Origin of the sequence: Nocardioides dongkuii (assembly GCF_014127485.1) — a bacterium.
GTDB lineage: Bacteria > Actinomycetota > Actinomycetes > Propionibacteriales > Nocardioidaceae > Nocardioides > Nocardioides dongkuii.
In genome coordinates, this window is sequence record NZ_CP059903.1 from 221852 (window position 1) to 242027 (window position 20176).

15 protein-coding genes are annotated in these 20176 nt (G+C 75.3%); 8 read left to right on the plus strand and 7 right to left on the minus strand.

Features of this window, described 5'->3' with window-relative positions; genetic code table 11:
• Window positions 1-21: 21 nt before the first annotated feature.
• Both uvrA and H4O22_RS01055 read left to right on the plus strand, forming a co-directional pair.
• The gene (uvrA, locus tag H4O22_RS01050) at window positions 22-2475 is read left to right on the plus strand and encodes an excinuclease ABC subunit UvrA (RefSeq protein WP_182525282.1); all 2454 of its coding nucleotides are present in this window, start codon (window positions 22-24) and stop codon (window positions 2473-2475) included.
• A 93-nt stretch (window positions 2476-2568) separates the two neighbouring features.
• Window positions 2569-3411: a DUF2382 domain-containing protein gene (locus H4O22_RS01055; RefSeq protein WP_182525283.1), complete on the plus strand. Its 843-nt coding sequence runs from the start codon at window positions 2569-2571 to the stop codon at window positions 3409-3411.
• Window positions 3412-3415: 4 nt separating this feature from the next.
• Here the strand turns inward: H4O22_RS01055 and H4O22_RS01060 are convergent, their stop codons facing one another.
• From H4O22_RS01060 to H4O22_RS01080, 5 genes are all read right to left on the minus strand, one after another.
• Complete coding sequence (locus tag H4O22_RS01060) at window positions 3416-4138, minus strand: hypothetical protein (RefSeq protein WP_182525284.1); 723 nt, start codon at window positions 4136-4138, stop codon at window positions 3416-3418.
• Window positions 4139-4434: 296 nt separating this feature from the next.
• Window positions 4435-4926: a DUF2382 domain-containing protein gene (locus H4O22_RS01065; protein ID WP_182525285.1), complete on the minus strand. Its 492-nt coding sequence runs from the start codon at window positions 4924-4926 to the stop codon at window positions 4435-4437.
• Window positions 4923-5588 carry a TIGR04086 family membrane protein gene (locus H4O22_RS01070; protein ID WP_182525286.1) on the minus strand — a complete coding sequence of 222 codons (666 nt, stop codon included), beginning with the start codon at window positions 5586-5588 and terminating at the stop codon, window positions 4923-4925. The genes H4O22_RS01065 and H4O22_RS01070 overlap by 4 nt, the downstream gene beginning before the upstream one ends.
• 61 nt (window positions 5589-5649) lie before the next feature.
• Complete coding sequence (locus H4O22_RS01075) at window positions 5650-6273, minus strand: hypothetical protein (protein ID WP_182525287.1); 624 nt, start codon at window positions 6271-6273, stop codon at window positions 5650-5652.
• Between the two features lie 37 nt (window positions 6274-6310).
• A complete protein-coding gene (locus H4O22_RS01080; RefSeq protein WP_182525288.1) occupies window positions 6311-7498 on the minus strand; it encodes an alcohol dehydrogenase catalytic domain-containing protein in 1188 nt (395 codons plus the stop codon).
• Window positions 7499-7629: 131 nt separating this feature from the next.
• Between H4O22_RS01080 and H4O22_RS01085 the strand changes: the two genes are divergently transcribed.
• Window positions 7630-9114, plus strand: a complete 1485-nt coding sequence (locus H4O22_RS01085) for an MFS transporter (RefSeq protein WP_220451239.1) — start codon at window positions 7630-7632, stop codon at window positions 9112-9114.
• On the opposite strand, the gene H4O22_RS01090 is transcribed toward H4O22_RS01085, so the two are convergent.
• Entirely contained in the window at window positions 9025-9480 is a 456-nt protein-coding gene (locus tag H4O22_RS01090; protein ID WP_220451240.1) for a MarR family winged helix-turn-helix transcriptional regulator, read from the minus strand. The genes H4O22_RS01085 and H4O22_RS01090 overlap by 90 nt on opposite strands.
• 26 nt (window positions 9481-9506) lie before the next feature.
• The gene (locus H4O22_RS01095; protein WP_220451241.1) at window positions 9507-10352 is read right to left on the minus strand and encodes an adenylate/guanylate cyclase domain-containing protein; all 846 of its coding nucleotides are present in this window, start codon (window positions 10350-10352) and stop codon (window positions 9507-9509) included.
• Window positions 10353-10418: 66 nt separating this feature from the next.
• On the opposite strand from H4O22_RS01095, the gene H4O22_RS01100 reads away from it, so the two are divergent.
• The 5 genes from H4O22_RS01100 to recD all read left to right on the plus strand — a co-directional run bounded on the left by H4O22_RS01100 (window position 10419) and on the right by recD (window position 20148).
• Window positions 10419-10913 carry a nuclear transport factor 2 family protein gene (locus H4O22_RS01100; protein ID WP_182525291.1) on the plus strand — a complete coding sequence of 165 codons (495 nt, stop codon included), beginning with the start codon at window positions 10419-10421 and terminating at the stop codon, window positions 10911-10913.
• Window positions 10914-10988: 75 nt separating this feature from the next.
• Window positions 10989-11480: a PGPGW domain-containing protein gene (locus H4O22_RS01105; RefSeq protein ID WP_182525292.1), complete on the plus strand. Its 492-nt coding sequence runs from the start codon at window positions 10989-10991 to the stop codon at window positions 11478-11480.
• A 169-nt stretch (window positions 11481-11649) separates the two neighbouring features.
• Window positions 11650-15015 carry an exodeoxyribonuclease V subunit gamma gene (gene recC / locus H4O22_RS01110; protein ID WP_182525293.1) on the plus strand — a complete coding sequence of 1122 codons (3366 nt, stop codon included), beginning with the start codon at window positions 11650-11652 and terminating at the stop codon, window positions 15013-15015.
• A 10-nt stretch (window positions 15016-15025) separates the two neighbouring features.
• A complete protein-coding gene (locus H4O22_RS01115; RefSeq protein ID WP_182526865.1) occupies window positions 15026-18346 on the plus strand; it encodes a UvrD-helicase domain-containing protein in 3321 nt (1106 codons plus the stop codon).
• Entirely contained in the window at window positions 18343-20148 is a 1806-nt protein-coding gene (recD, locus tag H4O22_RS01120) for an exodeoxyribonuclease V subunit alpha (RefSeq protein WP_182525294.1), read from the plus strand. Before H4O22_RS01115 ends, recD begins: the two co-directional genes overlap by 4 nt.
• Window positions 20149-20176 lie beyond the last annotated feature (28 nt).

Consider the following 20176-nt stretch of genomic DNA (forward strand, 5'->3'; position numbering starts at 1 on the left):
GGCCCGGCTAGCGTCGCGGCCATGAGCAGCCAGGGCGACGACGGGTACGTGCGGGTCCGCGGCGCGAGCGAGCACAACCTCCGCAACGTCGACGTCGACCTCCCCCGGGACGCCATCGTCGCGTTCACCGGGGTGTCCGGATCGGGCAAGTCGTCGCTGGCCTTCGGCACGCTGTACGCCGAGGCGCAGCGTCGCTACTTCGAGTCGGTCGCGCCGTACGCCCGTCGCCTGCTGCACCAGGTCGGCGTCCCGCACGTCGAGGAGATCACCGGGCTGCCGCCGGCGGTGGCCCTGCAGCAGCGCCGGGGCGCCGCGAGCTCCCGCTCCACGGTCGGCACCATCACCACCCTGTCCAACCTGCTGCGGATCCTCTACTCGCGCGCCGGCGCCTACCCCGAGGGCGCCGAGCACCTGGCCGCGGAGGCGTTCTCGCCGAACACGGCCGCCGGCGCCTGCCCGGAGTGCCACGGCGTCGGGGTGACCCACGACGTCGCCGAGGAGCTGCTGGTCCCGGACCCCTCGCTGAGCATCCGGGACGGGGCGATCGCCGCGTGGCCGGGCGCCTGGCAGGCGCACAACCTGCGCCGGATCGTGAAGAACCTCGGCATCGACGTCGACCGGCCCTGGCGCGAGCTGGACGCGAAGGACCGGCAGTGGCTGCTGTTCACCGACGAGCAGCCGGCGGTGCTGATCCGCCCGCAGGACAAGGACGGCGGCGGCGGGCGCGACTACATGGGCACCTTCCGCAGCGCGCGCCGGCACGTGCGGCAGACGCTCGCCGGGTCCCCGAGCGAGAAGATGCGCGAGAAGATGCTGCAGTTCGTGCGCAGCAGCACCTGCCCGACCTGCGGCGGCAGCGGCCTGCGGCCCGAGGCGCTCGCGGTCACCTTCGCCGGGGTGTCGATCGCCGAGGCCAACGCGGTGCCGTTCACCGAGCTCGCCGAGCTGCTGCGCCCGTGGGCCGTCGGCGACAGCGACGACGCCGCCGTCCGGATCAGCGCCGACCTGGTCGCGCGGATCGAGGTGCTGCTCGACCTCGGGCTCGGCTACCTCTCGCTCGGGCGCGGCTCGACCACGCTCTCGCCGGGGGAGGCGCAGCGGCTGCGGATCGCCACCCAGCTTCGCTCCGGGCTCTTCGGCGTCGTCTACGTGCTCGACGAGCCGTCGGCCGGCCTGCACCCGGCCGACGCCGAGCCGCTGCTCGCGGTGCTCGACCAGCTCAAGGCGGCCGGCAACACGCTCTTCGTCGTCGAGCACGACATGGACGTCGTACGCCGGGCCGACTGGGTCGTCGACATCGGCCCCGCCGCCGGCGAGGGCGGCGGGCAGGTGCTCTACTCCGGCCCGGTGGCCGGCCTCGAGCAGGTCGCGGAGTCGGTCACCAGCGCCCACCTCTTCGGCCGCGCCGAGCGCCTCGAGCACGAGCCGCGGGAGCCGCGTGGGTGGCTGCACCTCGGGGGCGTCTCGCGGCACAACCTCCAGGACGTCTCCCTCGACCTGCCGCTGGGCACGTTCACCGCGGTGACCGGTCCGTCGGGGTCCGGGAAGTCGACGCTCGTCGTCCAGGTGCTGGCCGAGGTGGTCCGGCGCCACCTCGGGCTGGCCGCCCCCGAGGACGAGGAGGGGGAGCAGGCGGTGACCGGCGACCTCGACGTCCGCGAGGCCACCGGGGTCGACTGCTTCGACCGGCTGGTGCTGGTCGACCAGCGGCCGATCGGTCGGACGCCGCGGTCCAACCTCGCGACGTACACGGGGCTCTTCGACGCGGTCCGGCGGCTCTACGCCGCCACGCCGGAGGCCAAGGCGCGCGGGTACGGCGCGGGGCGGTTCTCCTTCAACGTCGCCGAGGGCCGGTGCGACACCTGCCAGGGCGAGGGGTTCGTCTCCGTGGAGCTGGTCTTCCTGCCGAGCACCTACGCGCCGTGCCCGACCTGCCACGGCGCGCGGTACGACGCCGCGACGCTCGAGGTGACCTACCGCGACCGCAGCATCGCCGACGTCCTCGGCATGGCCGTCGACGAGGCAGCGGAGTTCCTCGCCGACGTGCCGGTCGCGGCGCGCGGGCTGCGGGCGCTGCAGGAGGTCGGGCTCGGCTACCTGCGGCTCGGGCAGCCGGCCACCGAGCTCAGCGGCGGCGAGGCGCAGCGGATCAAGCTGGCGACCGAGCTGCAGCGGGCGAACCGCGGCCACACCCTCTACGTCCTCGACGAGCCGACCGCGGGGCTGCACCCGTCGGACACGGCGCTGCTGCTGCGCCAGCTGCACCGCCTCGTGGACGGCGGCAACACGGTGGTGCTGGTCGAGCACGACCTGGACACGATCGCCACCGCCGACTGGGTCGTCGACCTCGGCCCCGGGGGCGGGGACACGGGTGGCCGGGTCGTCGCCACCGGGACGCCCCGCGAGGTCGCCGACGCGGGCGTCGGCGTGACCGCGCCGTACCTCGCCCGGCGGCTGGCTCGCGCCGGGGTGTGATCGGCATCACCCATCGGGGTGAGCGGGCGCATGGGACGCGGTGGGGCCGGGGACCGGACGGTTCACCCATCCTGATCGGAAGGAAACCACCCCATGATCAACGAGACCCAGGCCCGTGACCTGATCGGTTCCACGGCCTACGGCTCCGACGGCGAGAAGATCGGCAAGGTCGGACAGCTTTTCTTCGACGACCAGAGCGGGCGCGCGGAGTTCGTGACCGTGAACACCGGCCTGTTCGGCACCAAGGAGACCTTCGTGCCGGTCGCCGACGCGCAGTTCGACGGCTCGGACCTGCGGCTGCCCTACGGCAAGGACAAGATCAAGGGCGCCCCGAGCGTGGACGTCGAGGGCGGCCACCTCGACCGCGCCGAGGAGGACCGCCTCTACGAGTACTACGGCCTCGGCTCGGGGACGTCGTACGACACCACGACGACGACCGACACCACGACCGGCACCGCGGGCACGACGGGCACCGCCGGGACGACGGGCACCGCCGGGACGAAGGGGACCGCCGGCCACGTGGCCCCCGCCGGGCGCGACACCTCCGGGCCCAGCACCGACGACGCGATGACGCGCTCGGAGGAGCGGCTCGACGTCGGCACCACCTCGCAGGAGGCGGGCCGGGTGCGGCTGCGCAAGTACGTCACCACGGAGACCGAGACCCGCACGGTCCCGGTCACCAAGGAGCGGGCCGTGGTCGAGTCCGAGCCGGTCACCGGGGGCAACCTCGACGACGCGCTGGACGGCCCGGCGATCTCCGAGGAGGAGCACGAGGTCGTGCTGCACGAGGAGCGCGCCGTCGCGAACAAGAAGACCGAGCCCGTCGAGCGGGTCCGGCTGGGCACCGAGACGACCGTCGACGAGGAGACGGTCAGCGAGGACGTCCGCAAGGAGCGCATCGAGGTCGAGGGCGACGTCGACGACCGTCGTTCCTGACGCCTCACCATCGCCGTCGGCCGCTCGCACCTCTCGGGGTGCGAGCGGCCGCCGCACGTCCGGGCGCCTCGCGCCGGCGGCGAGCGCGGGCCACCTCCGCGAGGACGATCGCGACCACCCCGAGCACGAGGGCGGCCCCGGCCCAGAGGAGACCTTCGAGCGCTGCGACGTCACACTCGCCGTCGACGTCGGGGCCGCACTGCGTGGTCTCGAAGTGGGTCGTCCCCGCGACGTAGGCCATCAGCATCGTCAGCACCAGGGCACTCACGTAGATCGCGGCCCGCGCCCCTCCCGACAGGCGCCCGGCGGAGTGCGGAGCCCCGTCGATGGCGTCGTCCTCGGAGGACACGAAGGTCGGGGTGAGCAGGAACAGGGCGGCGATCCCGAGGCCGACCTGGAGGAGGAACAGCTCGCCCTCGTCCCCGGCCCAGATGAACCGGAAGCCGTCGTCCACGGTGGCCAGGAGGACGAGGAGCGCGTCGAGGACCGCCAGTGCGCCGCCCAGCGTCCTCCGAGCGGTCCGGTCCGAGATGCCGACCCCGAGGGAGCACAGGGCCACCAGCCCGGCGACCACTCCCAGCGGCAGGTTCCACCGGTCGCTGCCGGATCCGGAGGTGTCGTCGAACCGGATGAACCCGCCGCCGTGGAGCACCGCAAGACTCAGGACGAGCAGGGCGAGGGACGTCCATGCGAGCTTGCTCCGAGAAGCGAGGCTGACGTCCACCATGGATCCCCCTGTGCGGGACTGGCCCGTCTCGTGGCTGGCTGGCGATCGAGCGCCGGCGCCATCCTCGCCGTTCCGCCGGGCACCTGGGGCCGGTTGCCGGGGATAGTCCGGCACGTTTCGGTCATCCGGGGTGCCGATTGGCGACCGGAACGTGCCGGAGTACGTCGTACTGGGCAGCGGGGTAGTCCGACACACTCTGGTTGTTCCGGGCCGCGAGAACAGCACGCCAGTGCCGGACTATCCCCGCCGAGGGCCCGGTGGCCGGACTATCCCGCCGGCGGGGCGGGGTCAGCCCCTCAGGCGGGGTCGGTGCCGCGGGTGGTGGAGTCGCGGTGCTCGAGCTCGACGCCCTCGTCGGCGTCGACGGTGACGTGCTCGCGGCGCAGCTCGGTACGCAGGACGTGCTCGTCGACGACGGTGTTCTTGCGGACGATCACCCGCTCGCGGACCACCAGCTTCTTGGTGACCACGAGGACCTCCTCGAAGACCGGGATCGACACCGACCCGTCCGGGCGGGTCTCGACCTCGCCGCTGTCGCCCTCCAGGGCGGGCACCCGCTCGGAGGTGTCGGCGTGCTCGACGCTGCGGCTCACCGTCTCCTCGACCGGGTAGGTCTCGACGTGCTTGCGCACGTGGACGCTGCCCGACTCGTGGACCTCCTTGCCGACCTGGGTGCGCTCCTCGTGGCGGGTGACCTCCACGCCGAGCGGGTCGGCGGGGTCGACGGCGGGATCGACGGCGGGGTCGGTCCCCCGGGTCGGGTCGGTCGGCTGCTGCGGGTCGCTCATCGGTTCTCCTCCGCGGTGATGCCACCGTCGTGGTTGCGCACGCGGCGGCGGGTCTCGACGACCTGGACGGTGTCGTCGCGGTGCCGGTCGCCGAGCTTCCCGCCGAGCCAGCCGGCGAGCAGCATCAGCGCGAGGGCGATGAGGCCGGTGATGAGCGCGGCGGTGCCGAGCGCGTCGGAGCTGAACCAGCCGGGCAGCCCGACCTGCTCCTGGACGTCGGCGTCGTCGCCGGCGACGGCGGCGAGCAGCGCGAGGAGCGCGGCCAGGACGACCAGCCAGACGATGGCCACCAGGCCGTGCAGGGGCCCGCGGCGGCGCGCCATCCGGGCGGCGACCCACCCGCCGACGAGGCAGGCCAGCGCCAGGACGACGAGGCCGCCGATCAGCCCGGCGATGGACAGGTCGTCGTCCTCGACGCCGCGCTGGAACCCGATCGTCCCGATCGTGCCGAGCAGGCTCGAGAGCAGCACCAGCGTGCCGAGGGCGGCGAGGGCGCCGCCGATGGTGGCCAGGAGGTCGAACCCGCGGGCGCGGGAGGCGCCGACGACCTCACGGTCGGGGTCGGCGCGGAAGACGACCTGCTCGTCGTCGGGTCGCGGGATGGAGGTGGGCGGGGACGAGACGTCCCGCGCAGCGGCCTGGTCGCCGTCGGCGTCGGTCATGGGGTGCTCCTCTTGGTCCGGTGGTCCGGGGTACCCGGCCCCACCGGCGCCATGCCCGCCGTCAGCGACCGGCGACCCGGTCGACCCGGTTGTGGTAGCGGTGGCCGACCTTCCCGCCGACGACCGCGGCGAGCAGGGTCAGCACCACCACGGCGACCGCGGTGGCCAGGCCGCCCCAGCCGAGCTCCTCGGTGGAGAGCGGGATCCGGGGCAGGTCGACGCGGTCGAGCAGGTTGTACTGCGACCCGAAGAGCGCGCCGAGCCCCAGCGCGAGCAGCGTGACGACGAGCCCGATCACCCAGACACCGGCGCCTTGCCGGGCGCCGTCGAACCGCGACATCCGGCCCGCGACGTACCCGCCGGTGTAGTAGCCGACGACCAGCACCACGAGGAGCACCACTGCGGCGGTGACCCCGATCGTGCCGGCCTGGCGCTCGGCGTCGGACTGGCTGATCGAGGCGTTGCTCCCGACGGCCGCGGCGACCGCGCCGACGATGCTGGTGAGCAGGATCGTGACGGCGATCGCGACCAGCCACCCGAAGAACGCCGCCCCGGGGTTGAGGCCGCCGAACCGGTCCTGGGCCTCCTCCCACTGGTGGTCGACGGCGCCGTCGTCGAGCCGCTCACGACGCTCGTGGGCGCCGGACGGCTCGTCCGGCGGGACGGGCCTGCGGTGCTCGGCCATGCTCAGCCTCCCTCGGGGCGGGTCGCGGGGTCCGGGGTCACGGCCGGAAGACCACCTTGACCATGCCGTCCTCCTTCTTCTGGAAGGAGGAGTACGCCGCGGGCGCCTCGCTGAGCGGCAGGTGGTGGGTCGCGAACGAGTCCACCCCGAACGGGTCGTCCTCGACGAGCATCGCCAGCAGCTCGTCGGTCCAGGCGCGCACGTTGGCCTGGCCCATCCGCAGCTGCAGCTGCTTGTCGAAGAGCTGCATCATCGGGATCGGGTCGGCGGCGCCGCCGTACACCCCGGAGATCGAGACCGTGCCGCCGCGGCGTACGGCGTCGAAGGCGGTGTAGAGGGCCGCCATCCGGTCCAGGCCCGCCTTCTTCATCATCGGCTCGGCGACCGCGTCCGGCAGCAGGCCGACGAACTTCTGCACCAGGCTCGCGGACGGCGAGCCGTGCGCCTCCATGCCGACCGCGTCGACGACGGCGTCCGCGCCGCGGCCGCCGGTGGCCTCGCGGACGATCTCGCCGACGCCGCCCACGTTCGCGGCCTCGTCGAGGTCGAGCGGCTGCGCGCCGAAGGCCGCGACCCGAGCGAGCCGCTCGGGCACCCGGTCCACCGAGATCACCCGGTGGCCGGCGCGCACGCCCATCCGGGCGACCATGTCGCCGATCGGGCCGGCGCCGAGGACGAGGAGCGTGCCGCCGTCGGGGACGTCGGCGTACTTCAGCCCCTGCCAGGCGGTCGGCAGGACGTCGGAGAGGAAGAGGAACCGGTCGTCGTCGTGCTCGTGCGGCAGCTTGACCGGCATGAAGTCGCCGAACGGGACCCGGAGGTACTCCGCCTGGCCGCCGGGCACCTGGCCGTACAGCTTGCTGTAGCCGAAGAAGCTCGCGCCGGTGCCCTGGTCGCGGTTCTGGGTGGTCTCGCACTGGCTGAACAGGCCGCGGTCGCACATCCAGCACGACCCGCAGCAGACGTTGAACGGCATCACCACGCGGTCGCCGGCGCGGAGCTTGGTGACCGCGCTGCCGACCTCCTCCACGATGCCCATCGGCTCGTGGCCGACGATGTCCCCGGGCTCCATGAACGGCGCGAGCGTCTCGTAGAGGTGCAGGTCGGACCCGCAGAGGGCGGTCGAGGTGATCTTGACGATCACGTCGGTGGGCTCCTCGATGCGCGGGTCGGGGACCTCGGTCACCTGCATGTCGTGGATGCCCTGCCAGGTCACGGCCTTCATCGAATCTCCTCGTCGTCGGGTCCTCTCCCGGTGCCCGGGCGCTGCCGGGCGAAACAGGTGGGCGGTACGGCGGGGCGCGGTGTGTGCTGCTGCACATCTAGTTGACAGCAGCAAGCATGTGTACGTTACATATGCCGGTGTCCCGCTCCTCGGCGTCCGCCGGCCCCAGCCCGCTCGTCCCCGTCATCGTCCTGTGCGTCGGCGGCCTCTCCGCCGCGCTGACCCAGACGATGGTGATCCCGATCCAGGGCGAGCTGCCGCTGCTGCTCGACGCCTCGCCGTCCGGCGCCTCGTGGGTGGTCACCACGACGCTGCTCGCCGGCGCGGTCTCGATGCCGGTCGCCGGCCGGCTCGCCGACCTGCTGGGCAAGCAGCGGGTGCTCGCGGCGACGCTCGTGCTCCTCGTCCTGGGCTCCGCGGTCTGCGCGCTCGCCGACACGCTGGTGCCGATGCTCGTCGGCCGCGGCCTGCAGGGCCTCGCGATGGGGTTCGTCCCCGTCGGGATCTCGATGATGCGCGAGATCACCCCGCCGCGCCTGACGTCCACGGCGATCGCGGCGATGAGCGCCACCCTCGGCGTCGGCGGCGCGGTCGGGCTCCCGCTCGCGGCCTGGATCGCGGACGCCCACGACTGGCACACCCTGTTCTGGGTCTCCACGGGGATCGCGGTCCTCGTCCTGGTCGCCGTCCTCACGCTCGTCCCGCACGTCCAGGACGCGAACCCCGGCCGGATCGACGTCGTCGGCGCGGTCGGCCTCGCCGTCGGCCTGGTCGCGTTCCTCGTCGGCGTCTCGCAGGGCAGCACCTGGGGCTGGACCGACCCGGCGACCCTCGGCGCCATCGCGGGCGGGCTGGTGGTCCTGGGCGTGTGGGGCTGGTTCGAGCTGCGGACGCCCGACGCCCTGGTCGACCTCCGCACCTCCGCCCGTCGGCCGGTGCTGCTCACGAACCTCGCCGCGGTCGCGATCGGGTTCGGGATGATGGCCCAGGCGGTCGTCGTCCCGCAGCTGCTCCAGCTGCCCGAGGCGACCGGCTACGGCCTGGGCCAGTCGATCCTCGCCGCGGGTCTGTGGATGGCTCCCGGCGGCCTGGTGATGATGCTGTTCGCGCCGGTGTCCAGCCACCTCATCGGCCGCCTGGGCGCGCGCCGGACGCTGATGATCGGCGCCGCCGTGCTCGGCGCCGGCTACCTGGTCGCGTTCGGGCTGATGGACTCCCCCTGGAAGCTGCTCATCGCCTCCTGCATCACGACCGCCGGCGTCGGGATCGGGTACGCCGCGATGCCGACCCTCATCCTCGACTCGGTGCGGCCCGCGGAGGCGGGGGCCGCGGTCGGCCTGAACGCGCTGATGCGCTCGGTCGGCACCACGCTCGCCGCGGCGGTGATGGCCACCGTGCTGACCAGCTCGACGGTCTCGCTGGGCGCGCTGGCGGTGCCCGACGAGCGCGCCTTCCAGCTCTGCTTCCTCGTCGGGGCCGCGGCCGCGTTCGTCGGCGTCGCCCTCGCGGCCGCCGTCCCGCGCCGGTCAGCGGCCGCCGCGGGCGTGGGTCCGGTCGAGCGCGTCGTTGAAGGCGCGGAGCTCGCGGACGACGCGGCCGGCTCCCCCCGGGCCTAGCTCCGAGAGCGCCTCGACGAGCACGGCGGCACGCAGCCGGCCGTCGTGCTCGTACGCCGCCCGCCCGGCGTCCGTGGGTCGGAGCAGGCGCCCGCCGGACCCCGCCTCGTCGTACCGCTCGACGAGCCCGCGGGCGATCGCCGCGTTGACCTGGCGGGTCACCGTCGAGCGCTCGAGGTGGAGGTCGTCGGCGAGCTCGCGCAGCGTCCGTGGGCCGTGCTCGACGAGCATCCACAGCACCCGGAAGGCCGAGACCTCCAGGAGCAAGCCCGGGTGCGCGGCCGTGCGCAGCAGGCTCAGGCGCATCAGCTCGGCGCCGAGGTCGCGCAGGACCGCGTCCTCCACGTCCACGCCCGGCCCGGCCACGGAGTCGAGTCTGGCACGCGGGGCGGTCAGCCCTGGGCCTCGGCGGGGTCGCGGTCGCCCCAGAAGACGGGGGTGACCAGGTGCTGGCCGCGGAGCCCCTTCAGCTCGACCTCCCGGGGCTCGCGGAGCACCAGGTCGTCGTGGGCGTCGAGCGCCTCGACGACGGCCTCGCTGACCAGGATCTCGCCGCCCTCGGCGTGCGCGGCCACCCGCGCCGCCTGGGCGACGTTGCGCCCGAAGATGTCGTTCTCGCGGTGCACGACGTCGCCGTGGTGGATGCCGATCCGCACGAGCACCTGCGGCTTGCCGGCCTTGAGGCCGCGGTCGAAGGCGCGCTGCACGCTGACCGCGCACCGCACCGCGCGCTCGGGGTCGGGGAAGGCGACCATGAAGCCGTCGCCCTGCGTCTTGACCACGTGGCCGCCGTGCTTCTCCACGCGGGCGCGCACCGCCCGGTCGTGCCGGGCGAGCAGGCGCACCCACTGCCGGTCCCCGAGCTGCTCGTTGAGCGCGGTCGAGCCCTCGATGTCGGAGAACAGGATCGACATCCCGCCGTCCGGCCCGGCCAGCCGGACCAGGTCGGGGCGCTCCACCTGCGCCCAGCCGGCGAGCTCGTCGATCGAGCTGCGGATCGCCCCGCCCAGGCCCTTCTCGCGCACCAGCGCCGCGGTCTCCCACACGCCCTTGACGACCTCGCGGCCGGTCGGCACCAGCCGGCGGGGCGGCCGCTCGGACGGCTCGCGGAGCGCCGCGAGCTGCTCGCGCGCCAGCTGGTGGCGGCGGCGGGCCCGGAGCCAGAGGACCCCGAGGGCGATCAGTCCGGCGCCCTCGACGGAGACCGCGACGACGAGCAGGACGATCGCGGTGGTCACGTCTCGCATGCTCCCAGATGCGGCGTACCGCTAGAACCTGTTCTCGTTCGATGGTCTGATGTGCCGGTGACCACCTACAGCGCCGCCGAGATCGAGGAGGCGTACGCCGTCTTCCACGGGCACGTCCAGGGCTTCCAGGAGAGCGGCGACTGGCACGGGTACGCCGACCTGTTCACCGAGGACGCGACGTACGTCGAGCACGCGTTCGGGACCTTCCGCGGCCGCGAGGAGATCCGGGCCTGGTCGGTCGCGACGATGACGGCGTTCCCGGGCGGGGTGATGACCGGCTTCCCGCTGGCGTGGTCGGTGGTCGACGTGCCGACCTCGCGGCTGATCTGCGAGGTGCGCAACCTGATGCCCGACCCCGGCGACGGCTCGGTGCACGAGGAGTCGAACCTGACGATCATGACCTACGCCGGCGACGGGATGTTCTCCGGCGAGGAGGACATCTACAACCCGATGCGGTTCCTGACGATGGCGGTGCGGTGGGCCCGGGTCGCCGAGCAGCACGGCAACCTCTCCGACGAGGGCCGCGCGTACGTCGCCCGCTACGCGAAGTAGCCCCGGGTCACACCCGGGACCACCCCGACGACCGTCCCCGATGCCGATCTTGACGCGGTCTGGGAGGCTCGGGCCATGAAGGGCGCCGCGCGCAGGGTCGTGATCGAGGTGGTGGGCTGGGTGCTCGTCGTCGCCGGCGTCGCGGCGCTGGTGCTGCCCGGCCCGGGCCTGCTGATGATCTTCGGCGGCGTGGCCGTGCTGTCCCAGCAGTACGAGTGGGCCGAGAAGCGCCTCGACCCGATCAAGTACCGCGCCCTCAAGGGCGCCGCCGAGAGCGTGGCGACCTGGCTGCGGATCGGGTTCTCCTCCGCGGTCGCGCTGGGGCTGCTGGCCTGCGGCGTGGTCTGGATCCGGCGCCCGGACGCGCCGTCCTGGTGGGCGTTCGCGGACGCCTGGTGGCTGCCCGGCGGCATCGCCACCGGCATCACCCAGATCGCCTCGGGGATCCTCGCCCTCGGCCTGCTGGCGTGGAGCTACCGGCGCTTCCACGGCAACCCCGCGGCGGTCCGGGAGCTCGAGCAGGACATCGACGAGGCCGACGAGGAGTTCCGCGACCTGCGCTCGTAGCCGGGCCTGGTTGCCGACGGCTGCTGGGCGGCGTACTGGACCGACGAACCTTCCTCTTGACCGACGAAGCTCCGTCGGTCAAGAGGAAGATTCACCGGTCGACCGGTGAATCGTCGCCACCCCGCACACCCCCCGCGGCCTGTCGGAGGGTCGTGCGATGCTGCCGCCCGTGAGCCTCCACCTGCACCGCGCCGCGCGCACCGACGCGCTGGCCGACGGGCTCGGTGACCTGCTCGCGCAGCCGCTTGCCGACCCGTTCGCCGAGGAGGTCGTGGTGGTGCCCGCGAAGGGCGTCGAGCGGTGGCTCAGCCAGCGGCTCTCGCACCGGCTCGGCGTCGGTCCGCGCGGCGGCGACGGGGTGTGCGCGGGCGTCGGCTTCCGCACCCCCTGGTCGCTGGTCGCCGAGGTGCTCGGCACCGGCGACGACGACCCGTGGTCGCCGGAGGCGACGGTCTGGCCGCTGATCGCGGTGATCGACGAGAGCCTCGACGAGGCCTGGGCCGCGCCGCTCGCGCGCCACCTCGGGCAGGGCCTCGACGGCGAGGAGGCCGACCTCCGCCGGGGGCGCCGGTTCGCGGTCGCGCGCCGGCTCGCAGGCCTCTTCGCGTCGTACGCCGTGCAGCGGCCGGCGCTGGTGGCCGACTGGTACGCCGGCCGCGGCACCGACGGCTGCGGTCGCGACCTCCCCGACGACCTGGCCTGGCAGCCCGAGCTCTGGCGCCGGCTGGCCGAGCTCGTCGACGCGCCCCCGCCGCACGTGCGGCACGCCGAGGCGGTCGCCCGGCTGCGCGACGACCCGGCGTCGGTCGACCTGCCGCCGCGGCTGTCCCTCTTCGGCCACACCCGCCTCCCGGTCACCGAGGTCGCCCTGCTCGAGGCGATCGGCGCCCACCGCGACGTCCACCTGTGGCTGCCGCACCCCTCGCCGGCCCTGTGGGACGCGCTCGCCGCCCCCACCGCGACCGGCCCGGTCGCCCGCCGCGAGGACGCCGCCCACCGCGAGGTCGGCCACCCGCTCCTCTCCACGCTGGGCCGCGACGTGCGCGAGCTGCAGCGCACGCTCACCACGGCCGAGATCGTTGACGCGCCCGCCCCCGCCGCGCCCGAGCCGCCGGCGACGCTGCTCGGCTGGCTGCAGCGCGACCTGCGCGCCAACGCGGTCGGCGACGCCGCGAGCCGTCCGCTGCGCGCCGACGACCGCAGCGTGCAGGTGCACGCCTGCCACGGCGCTGCCCGGCAGGTCGACGTGCTGCGCGAGGTGCTCCTCGGGCTGCTCGCCGACGACCCGACCCTCGAGCCGCGCGACGTGCTGGTGATGTGCCCCGACATCGAGGCGTTCGCGCCGCTCGTCTCCGCTGGCTTCGGGCTCGGCGACGTGGTGGGGGAGCACGGCCACCCCGCCCACCGGCTGCGGGTCCGGCTCGCCGACCGGTCGCTCACCCGCACCAACCCGCTGCTCGCCGTCGCGTCCCGGCTGCTCGACCTCGCGGGCGGGCGGGCCGGCGCGGGCGACGTCCTCGACCTCGCGCACGCCGAGCCGGTGCGGCACCGGTTCGGGTTCCGCGACGACGACCTGCGCCAGCTCACCGAGTGGGTGCGCACCGCCGGGGTCCGCTGGGCCTTCGACGCCGAGCACCGCGACGAGTTCGGGCTCTCGGCGTACGTCGCCAACACCTGGCAGTTCGGCCTCGACCGGCTGCTCGCGGGGGTCGCGATGTCCGAGGACACCGGCACCTGGCTGGACCGCACCCTCCCGCTCGACGACGTCGGCAGCGGGCAGGCCGAGCTCGCGGGCCGGCTCGCCGAGTACGTCGACCGGCTCCGCGACGTCACCGACCGGCTGGTCGGCACCCACCCGCTCGGGCACTGGCTCGGCGTGCTCGAGGAGGGCGTCGCCGCGCTCACGTCGGTGCCGGCGAGCGAGGGCTGGCAGGCCGGGCAGGTGCAGCGCGAGCTCGGCCGGGTGCGCGAGGCCGCCGCCGGGCGCGACACCGACCTGCGGCTCCCCGACGTACGCGCCCTGCTGAGCGACCGGCTCGCCGGCCGCCCGACCCGGGCCAACTTCCGCACCGGCACGCTCACCGTCTGCACGATGGTGCCGATGCGCTCGGTCCCGCACCGCGTCGTGTGCCTGCTCGGCCTCGACGACGGGCTGTTCCCGCGGGTGGGCGCGGTCGACGGCGACGACGTCCTGGCCCGCGACCCGGTCACCGGCGAGCGCGACCCCCGCAGCGAGGACCGCCAGCTCTTCCTCGACGCCATCCTCGCGGCCACCGAGACGCTGGTCGTGACCTACACCGGCGCCAACGAGTACTCCGGCCAGCCGCGCCCGCCCGCCGTCCCGCTCGGCGAGCTGCTCGACACCCTCGACGTCACCGCCGCTGCCCCCGAGGGCCGGGTCTCCGACGCCGTCACCGTCCGGCACCCGCTCCAGCCCTTCGACGCCCGCAACGTCACGCCCGGCGCGCTGGTCCCCGGCCGACCGTTCGCGTTCGACGAGTCCGGGCTGGCCGCGGCCCGCGCGGCGTCGCGGCCCCGCCACCCCGTGCCGCCGTTCCTCGACGGCCCGCTGCCGCCCGCCCCGCCCGACGACGTCTCGGTCGACGACCTGATCGACTTCTTCACCAAGCGGGGCGGGGCCGTGCAGGGCTTCCTGTCCAAGCAGCGGCTCGACGTCGCGCTGCCGCGGGAGGAGGAGCCGATCGACGACGGCCTGCCGGTCGAGATCGACAACCTCACCCAGTGGTCGGTCGGCGACCGGGTGCTGCGCGACCTGCTCGGCGGCCTCGACCCCGAGCAGGCCCGCCAGCAGGAGTGGCGGCGCGGCGTGCTGCCCCCGGGGTTCCTGGGCTGGCGGATCCTCGGCGACGTCCTCACGAAGTCACAGCCGCTGGCCGACGCCGCCCGCGCGCTCCGCACCCGCCCCCCGCGGGCCGTCGAGGTCGACGTCGACCTCGGCGACGGGCGCCGGCTCCGCGGCACCGTCCCGGAGGTGTACGGCGACCGCCTGGTGCCGGTCACGTTCTCGCGGCTCGGCGCGACCCACCGGCTCCAGTCCTGGATCCGGCTGCTGGCGCTGGCCGCCACCGACGACGACCGCGCCTGGACCGCCCACACCCTGGGCCGGCCCACCAACAGCCGCTCGCGCGACGCCGTCGGCACCTCGCTCCTCGGCCCGCTCGACCACACCGCGCTCGCGGTGCTGCGCGACCTCGTCGACCTGCGCGACCGGGGCCGGTGCGAGCCGCTGCCGCTGCCGCTCAAGGCGTCCCTCGCCTACGCCCGCCAGCGCCGCGCCCGCGCCACCCAGGACGAGGCGCTGGTGAAGGCCGGCTGGGACTGGGCCGACGGACGGTTCCCCGGCGAGTGCTCCGAGGCCGCGCACGTGCGGGTCTGGGGGCCGCGCTCGCCGCTGCCCGGGCTCGACGTACCCCCGCGCGACGGGGAGGGCTTCGACGGCGAGACCACCCGGTTCGGGGCGCTGGCCCTGCGGCTGTGGAGCCCGCTGCTGGTCGCCGAGCAGGGGAGCTGGTGACGTGACCGAGATGGAGCCCTTCGACGTGTGCGGGCCGCTGCCCGGCGTCGGCACCACCCTGCTCGAGGCGAGCGCCGGCACCGGCAAGACCTTCACGGTCGGCGCGCTGGTCACCCGGTACGTCGCCGAGGGGCGGGCCCGGCTCGACGAGATGCTGGTCATCACCTTCGGGCGGGCGGCGAGCCAGGAGCTGCGCGAGCGGGTGCGCGAGCAGCTCGTCGAGGCCGAGCGCGCGCTGGGCGACCCCGCGTCCGCCGACCGCGGCAACGGGGTCGTCGACGTCCTGCTGCGGGCCGAGGAGCCCGAGCGCGCCGAGATGCGCCGCCGGCTGCGCGATGCGCTCGCGTCGTTCGACGCGGCGACGATCGCCACCACCCACCAGTTCTGCCAGCTGGTGCTGCGCTCGCTCGGCGTCGCCGGCGACACCGACGCCGGCGCCGCGCTGGTCGAGAACCTCGACGACCTCGTGGTCGAGGTCGTCGACGACCTCTACCTCCAGCGGTTCGGGCACCTCCGCGACCGGCCGCCGTTCGACCGGGCCTGCGCGCTGTCGCTGGGGCGCGACGCGGTCGGCGACCCGCAGGCCGTGCTGTCCGAGGCCGCCGACCCGCAGAGCCTGGGCGGGGCGCGGGTGGCCTTCGCCCGGGCGGTGCGCGAGGAGGTCGACCGCCGCAAGCGGCGGCTCGGCATCCTCAGCTACGACGACCTGCTGAGCCGGCTCGCCACCGCGCTGGAGGACCCGCTCGCGCCCGCCCGCGAGCGGATGCGCGACCGGTGGCGGATCGTGCTCGTCGACGAGTTCCAGGACACCGACCCCGTGCAGTGGCAGGTGCTCGACCGAGCCTTCTCCGGCCACGCGACGATGGTGCTGATCGGCGACCCCAAGCAGGCGATCTACGCCTTCCGCGGCGGCGACGTGATCACCTACCTCGACGCCGCCCGCACCGCGACCACGCAGGCGACGCTCGGCACCAACTGGCGCAGCGACGCCGACCTGGTCGACCGGCTCCAGGTGGTGCTGCGCGGCGCGGCGCTGGGGCACCCCGACATCCGGGTCCGCGAGGTCGCCGCGCACCACCCCGGCACCCGCCTGGCCGGCGCCCCGCACCCCTCGCCGTTCCGGGTACGCCGGGTGCCGCGCGACGGGTTCCGGCTCAAGCGCGGCCTGGTCGGCGCGCCCGAGGCGCGTGCCTTCATCGCCCGCGACTGCGCCGCCGACATCGCCGAGCTGCTCGCCTCCGGGGCCACCTGGGACGGCGAGCCGGTGCGCGCCCGGCACGTCGCCGTCCTCGTGGGCGCCCGCGACCACGGCCTGATGGTGCAGCGCGAGCTGCACGCCCGCGGCGTCCCCGCTGTCCTCGCCGGCGGCGGCCACGTCTTCGCCACCCCGGCCGCCGACGAGTGGCTCGCGCTGCTCCAGGCGCTCGACCAGCCGCACCGGTCCGCCCTGGTCCGCGGCGCCGCCCTCACCAGCTTCCTCGGCCACACCACCGAGCAGCTCGACCGGGAGGGCGAGGCGCTCACCGGGCGGGTCGCCGACACGCTCCGCGGCTGGGCGCTGCTGCTCCGCGGCCGGGGCGTCGCGGCGCTCTTCGAGGCGGCCGAGGAGCGCGGGCTGAGCGCGCGCGTGCTCGGCGTCGCCGACGGCGAGCGGCTGCTCACCGACCTGCGGCACCTGACCCAGCTGCTGCACGAGACCGCGGTGCGCGACCAGCTCGGGCTGACCGCGCTGCTGGCCTGGTTCCGCGAGGAGCAGCGCCGCACGGCCGCCACCGAGCGGCCGCGGCGCCTCGACTCCGACGCGGCGGCCGTGCAGATCGTCACCGTGCACGGCAGCAAGGGGCTGCAGTACCCCGTCACCTACCTGCCCTTCGCCTACCAGTCCTTCGAGTTCCCCACCGAGGTCGCGCGCTTCCACGACGACGAGGGCCGCCGCACCCTCGACGTCAGCGGCTCCGGGCCGGGCTGGGACGACCACCTCGCGCGGCACCGCGCCGAGGAGGGCGGCGAGGAGCTCCGCGACCTCTACGTCGCGCTCACCCGCGCCCAGTCGCAGGTCGTCGCGTGGTGGGCGCCGACCGCCAACACCCGCATCGGCGGGCTGCACCGGCTGCTGCTCGGGCGCCAGCCCGGCACCACCGAGGTCCCCGACAGCCAGGAGGTGCGCGACGACGAGTACGCCGCGCGCGTCCTCGGCCTGCTCGAGCAGCTCGGCGGCCCGACGGGCGAGGTCGCCGAGGTCGCCGACGCGATCCCGCCGGCCGACGGCGCCGGGGTCGGCCCGCTCGCCGTCCGCACCTTCGACCGACGGGTCGACGCCGACTGGCGGCGCACGTCGTACTCCGGGCTGATCCGGGTCGAGGAGACCGGCGCCGACCCGATCGCCTCGGGGGTGTCCAGCGAGCCCGAGGTCGGCGCGCTGGAGGACGAGCCGCCGGCGGCCGAGCCGCTCGTCGACGCGGCGGCGCCCCCGGCCGACAGCCCGTCCGTCCCGTCCCCGATGGCCGACCTGCCGGCCGGGGCGACGTTCGGCAGCCTGGTGCACGCCGTCCTCGAGCACGCCGACCCGGACTCGCCCGACCTGCGCGAGGCGCTGCGCGGCCACGCCGCCGAGCAGCTGCGCTGGTGGCCGGTCGACGTCGCCCCCGACGTGCTCGCCGACGCGCTGCTCCCGCTGCACGAGACCCCGCTCGGGCCGCTCGCCCCCGGGGTCACGCTGGCCGACGTACCCCTGCGCGACCGGCTCCGCGAGCTCGACTTCGAGCTGCCGCTGGCCGGCGGCGACGTCCGCGGCCCCGGGCCCGAGGTGCTGCTCCGCGACCTCGCGCCCCTGCTGCGCCGCCACCTGCCCGCCGACGACGCGCTCGCGCCGTACGCCGACCGGCTGGAGCGGCCCCCGCTGGGCGACCAGCCGCTCCGGGGCTACCTGTCGGGGTCGGTCGACGCGGTGCTGCGGGTGCCGGGCGACGCCGGGCCGCGGTTCCTCGTCGTCGACTACAAGACCAACCTGCTCGGCGAGCCCGGCCGGCCGCTCACCGCCGCCGACTACGCGCCCGGGCTGCTGGCGGAGGCGATGCTGCACTCGCACTACCCGCTCCAGGCGATCCTCTACTCCGTCGTCGCCCACCGCTACCTGCGCTGGCGGCTGCCGGGCTACGACCCCGCGGTCCACCTCGGCGGCGTGCTCTACCTCTACGTCCGCGGCATGTGCGGCGCCGAGACGCCGCTGGTCGACGGGCACCCGGCCGGGGTGTTCAGCTGGCGGCCGCCGGCCGCCCTGGTCGAGGCGCTGTCCGACCTCCTCGACGGCACCAGGCAGGGGGACGCATGATCGAGCGGTTCGAGACCGACGACCCGTACGACGCCCGGATCGCCGTCGGCGCCACCGGGCTGCTGCGCGCGTTCAACCGCGGCGGCGTGATCACCGCGGCCGACGTCCACGTCGCGACCCGGGTCGGCGAGCTGACCCGCACCGCCGACGAGAGCGTGCGCCTCGGCGTCGCGCTCGCGGTGCGGGCCGCGCGGCAGGGCTCGGTGTGCGTCGACCTCGCCGCGCTGGCGCGCGACGCCGCCGACGCCGCCGACGACTCGGCTTCCCTCCCGTGGCCGGCGGCCGAGGGCTGGGTGGAGCGGATCGCCGCGAGCCCGGTCGCCGGGTCGTCGGTGGTGCAGGTCGAGGGGCCGCTGCTCTACCTCGACCGCTACTGGCGCGAGGAGGGGCAGGTCCGCGACGACCTGCTCGGCCGCGGGGCCGCGCAGCCGCCGGCGACCGACGAGGAGCGGCTGGCCGCCAAGGCCGAGGCGGTCTTCCCCGGTGAGGGGTACGCCGAGCAGCGGGCCGCCGCGCTCGCCGCGGTGCGGCAGTGGACCACCGTGCTGACCGGCGGGCCCGGCACCGGCAAGACGACGACGGTCGCGGGGCTGTTGACCCTGCTCACCGACCAGGCCGAGGCCACCGGGCGCCGGCTCCGGATCGCGCTCACCGCGCCCACCGGCAAGGCCGCGGCCCGGCTCCAGCAGGCGGTCGAGGAGGCGCAGCGCGCCGAGCGGTTCACCGACGACGACCGGGCCCGCCTCGCCGACGTCGGCGCCTCGACCCTGCACCGGCTGCTGGGCTGGCGCCCCGAGTCGAGCACCCGCTTCCGCCACCACCGGGGCAACAAGCTGCCCCACGACGTCGTGGTCGTCGACGAGACCTCGATGGTCTCGCTGACGATGATGGCCCGGCTGCTCGAGGCGGTGCGGCCCGACGCCCGGCTGGTGCTGGTCGGCGACGCCGACCAGCTCGCCTCGGTCGAGGCGGGCGCGGTGCTCTCCGACCTGGTCCAGGGCCTCGCCGCCCGCGCGCCGGAGGCGGTGGCCTCGCTGCGGACGACCCACCGCTACGGGCGCAGCATCGGCGAGCTGGCCGAGGCGCTCCGCGACGGCGACGGCGACCGGGTCCTCGCGCTGCTCCGGGGCGGCGACCCGGCGATGGAGCTGGTCGACCCCGACGACGGCGCCGCGATGGCGGGCCTGCAGGGGCTGCTGGTCGACCACGCGCTGGCGGTCCGCGCCGCCGCGCTCGACGGCGACGCCGCCGCCGCCCTGGCCGCACTCGACCGGCACCGGCTGCTGTGCGCGCACCGCGAGGGGCCGTGGGGCGTCCAGCACTGGAACCGCCAGGTCGAGCGCTGGCTCGGCGACGCCACCGGTCAGCCGGTCGGGGCCGCGTGGGGCCACGAGTGGTACGCCGGCCGCCCGCTGCTGGTGACCGCCAACGACTACGGCCTCGACCTCTTCAACGGCGACACCGGCGTGGTGCTGCGCGAGGGCGAGGACCTCCGCGCCGTCATCGCCGGCGTCCGCGAGCACCTCCGGCTCGCCCCGTCGCGGCTGGGCGACGTCGACACGCTGCACGCGATGACGGTGCACAAGAGCCAGGGCAGCCAGGCCCGCGAGATCACCGTCCTGCTGCCTCCCGAGGACTCCCCGCTGCTCACCCGCGAGCTCTTCTACACCGCGGTCACCCGCGCCGAGGAGCGCGTGCGGGTGGTGGGGTCCGAGGCCGCGGTCCGGGTCGCGGTCGCGGCCCGCGCCCAGCGCGCGACCGGTCTCCGGCGGCGCCTGGCGGAGCCCGGGTCCGGCTCGTGACACGCGGACACAGGCCCGCAACCTGCGG

Excerpts from the sequence above, each read along its gene's own strand:
- H4O22_RS01115 (WP_182526865.1), top strand. The coding sequence starts at position 15,026 with ATGGAGCCCTTCGACGTGTGCGGGCCGCTGCCCGGCGTCGGCACCACC.
- uvrA (WP_182525282.1), top strand. The coding sequence starts at position 22 with ATGAGCAGCCAGGGCGACGACGGGTACGTGCGGGTCCGCGGCGCGAGC.
- recD (WP_182525294.1), top strand. The coding sequence starts at position 18,343 with ATGATCGAGCGGTTCGAGACCGACGACCCGTACGACGCCCGGATCGCC.
- H4O22_RS01055 (WP_182525283.1), top strand. The coding sequence starts at position 2,569 with ATGATCAACGAGACCCAGGCCCGTGACCTGATCGGTTCCACGGCCTAC.
- H4O22_RS01065 (WP_182525285.1), bottom strand. The coding sequence starts at position 4,926 with ATGAGCGACCCGCAGCAGCCGACCGACCCGACCCGGGGGACCGACCCC.
- H4O22_RS01105 (WP_182525292.1), top strand. The coding sequence starts at position 10,989 with ATGAAGGGCGCCGCGCGCAGGGTCGTGATCGAGGTGGTGGGCTGGGTG.
- H4O22_RS01060 (WP_182525284.1), bottom strand. The coding sequence starts at position 4,138 with ATGGTGGACGTCAGCCTCGCTTCTCGGAGCAAGCTCGCATGGACGTCC.
- H4O22_RS01080 (WP_182525288.1), bottom strand. The coding sequence starts at position 7,498 with ATGAAGGCCGTGACCTGGCAGGGCATCCACGACATGCAGGTGACCGAG.
- H4O22_RS01085 (WP_220451239.1), top strand. The coding sequence starts at position 7,630 with ATGCCGGTGTCCCGCTCCTCGGCGTCCGCCGGCCCCAGCCCGCTCGTC.
- H4O22_RS01070 (WP_182525286.1), bottom strand. The coding sequence starts at position 5,588 with ATGACCGACGCCGACGGCGACCAGGCCGCTGCGCGGGACGTCTCGTCC.
- H4O22_RS01075 (WP_182525287.1), bottom strand. The coding sequence starts at position 6,273 with ATGGCCGAGCACCGCAGGCCCGTCCCGCCGGACGAGCCGTCCGGCGCC.